The following is a 2361-nucleotide window of genomic DNA, read 5'->3' on the forward strand; positions in this document are numbered from 1 at the left end:
CGTCCTGTACGTCGGGGGTTGGCGCTGGAGCTAGACAAATACCAAAAATGTTATACTTTTATAAAATTATTATATACTATTTAGAATAAATGAAAAGAAATGAGTATTAAGGCAGGAGTTTATTGGAAGGAGCCTGTCTTTTGGAAACAGGCTCCAAATGGAAAACCCACGTTATTTAACAATAATTTCGTTTACATTTGCAAACTTTTTAATCAATTCAGCCAGTAAAACCATTTGATTTAGCCTGTTTTGCCGAAGTTCTATATGATCTGCCATGACCATCGTGTTATCAAAATATTGATCGATTTCAGGCTTCATAGATATGAGCAAACCAAATTTGTCACTTTCTGAAGTATGAGCAGTAAACTTTTCTTTGACAAGCATATATTTATTGTACAGATTTTTTTCAAATTCATTTTCAAATAAATCAGGTTTAACTTCACTAGGATTTTCAGCTTTAGATGAAATATTTAAAACTCGGCTTAAAGCCTCCATCCTTTCCTTAAAGCCATTATCCTCTTTTCTAGTTTCTAATACTTCAGCTCTTCTTACTAGGGATGGGAGTGCACCAATTTCATTGCCTAGAACTGCTTCAATTAAATCATACCGCACATGCTTTTCTTGAAGGATATGCTTAATTCTTAGTTTAAAGAATGCAATTAATTCTCCGGCAAGTTCTGATTTAGATTTCTTAGCAATTCCAGCCTCTTCAACTAAGGCTAACGCAGAATCAATTAGACTTTCTAAAGACAAATCCCACTCTTTATTTATTAGAGTCTGAACAATACCTGTAGCTTGGCGTCTTAGTGCATATGGATCCTGTGAACCGCTTGGGATAATGCCAATAGCAAAGCAAGCGGCAATTGTATCCATTTTTTCTGCTATTGACAGTGCAGCACCTGCATGGCTTCCTGGGGTACTGTCATCAGCATTCCTTGGCATATAATGTTCATTTATGGCTTTAGCAACTGCAGGTTTTTCTCCCTTTTGCAAAGCATACTTTTCACCCATAAAACCTTGTAATTCTGGAAATTCGTAAACCATATTTGTTACAAGGTCAAATTTGCAAATTTCACTAGCTCTGTCGGCAGCTACTTTATCTTCTGTGCTAAAATCTAGCTTATCAGCTATCTCATTTGTTAGTTTTCGAACACGATTTACCTTTTCAGCAAGTGTACCGATTTCTTCATGATAGACAATAGCTTTTAGCTTACTTAATGAATCTTCAATTTCAGTTTTTTGGTCTTCTTTATAGAAAAAGGCTGCATCAGATAATCTTGCTCTAAGTACCTTTTCATTCCCCTTAGCTACTTTTTCTAAATGTTCATGCCCGCCATTTCGAACGGTCACAAAGAAGGGAAGCAGCTTTCCTTCCTTTGATTTGACAGGAAAGTAACGCTGGTGCTCTTTCATAGAAGTTATTAAAACCTCTTCAGGAATTTCTAAAAACTCTTCTTCAAAGCGTCCAAAAAGAGCTGTAGGGTACTCAACAAGGTTCGTAACCTCTTCTAGCAGATTTTCATCAATTGGAATGACCCAATTATTTTCCTCGGCGATTGTTTCTATTTGTGCAGTAATTGCGCTTTTTCTTTCAGCAGGATCAACAATCACATATTGACTAAGCATAGCCTTTTCATAATCTTTTGGCTCATGTATGTCAATTTTGTCTCCAAGGAAACGATGACCAAGTGTCCAATTGGATGTCTCTACCGCTGTGATTGAAAATGGGATCACTTCATTACCGAATAACGCAAGCAGCCATTTAATGGGACGGACGTACCGAAGATCATTATTAGCCCATTTCATGTTTTTCGGGAATGTCATAGCTGTTATAATTTGCTGCAATTCCGCCAGCAAAGTTATAGTTTCTTGGCCTTGAATAAATTTTTTCACATGGACATATTCAACACCATTTATTTCTTTAAAGAAAATATCGTCTACACTAGCCCCTTGTCCACGGCAAAAGCCAATAGTTGCCTTTGACCATTCATCATTTTCACCAATCGCAATCTTTCTTGCTGGACCCTTTGCTTCCTCGTGAACATCCTCTTGAGATTCATCTACACCTGATACGAGAACCGCTAACCTACGCGGTGAAGAAAAAGCATCAATATGGTCAAAGTTTATCTTTTTTTCTAATAACCAAGCTTGGATTTTATCTGAAAGCTGATTCATCGAATTTGTAACAAATCTTGCTGGCATTTCTTCTAATCCTACTTCTAAAAGGAGATCTCTTTTAGTCACGATTCCATTCCTCCCTTACCCGAAAAGCTCAAGCGGCTTGATCAGCCCCGACAAGCATAAGACAAGCCGGCAAGAAGGTTGTTTTTTAACCTTATTGACGGATTGGCTTATGACCTC

General features: G+C 37.4%; 1 protein-coding gene. It reads right to left on the reverse strand.

Features of this window, described 5'->3' with window-relative positions:
• Positions 1–171: 171 nt before the first annotated feature.
• Positions 172–2244, reverse strand: a complete 2073-nt coding sequence (gene glyS, locus V7149_RS05085; RefSeq protein WP_335344567.1) for a glycine--tRNA ligase subunit beta — start codon at positions 2242–2244, stop codon at positions 172–174.
• Positions 2245–2361: the final 117 nt, after the last annotated feature.

Source organism: Bacillus sp. JJ1503, assembly GCF_036965125.1.
Taxonomy (GTDB): domain Bacteria; phylum Bacillota; class Bacilli; order Bacillales; family Cytobacillaceae; genus Cytobacillus.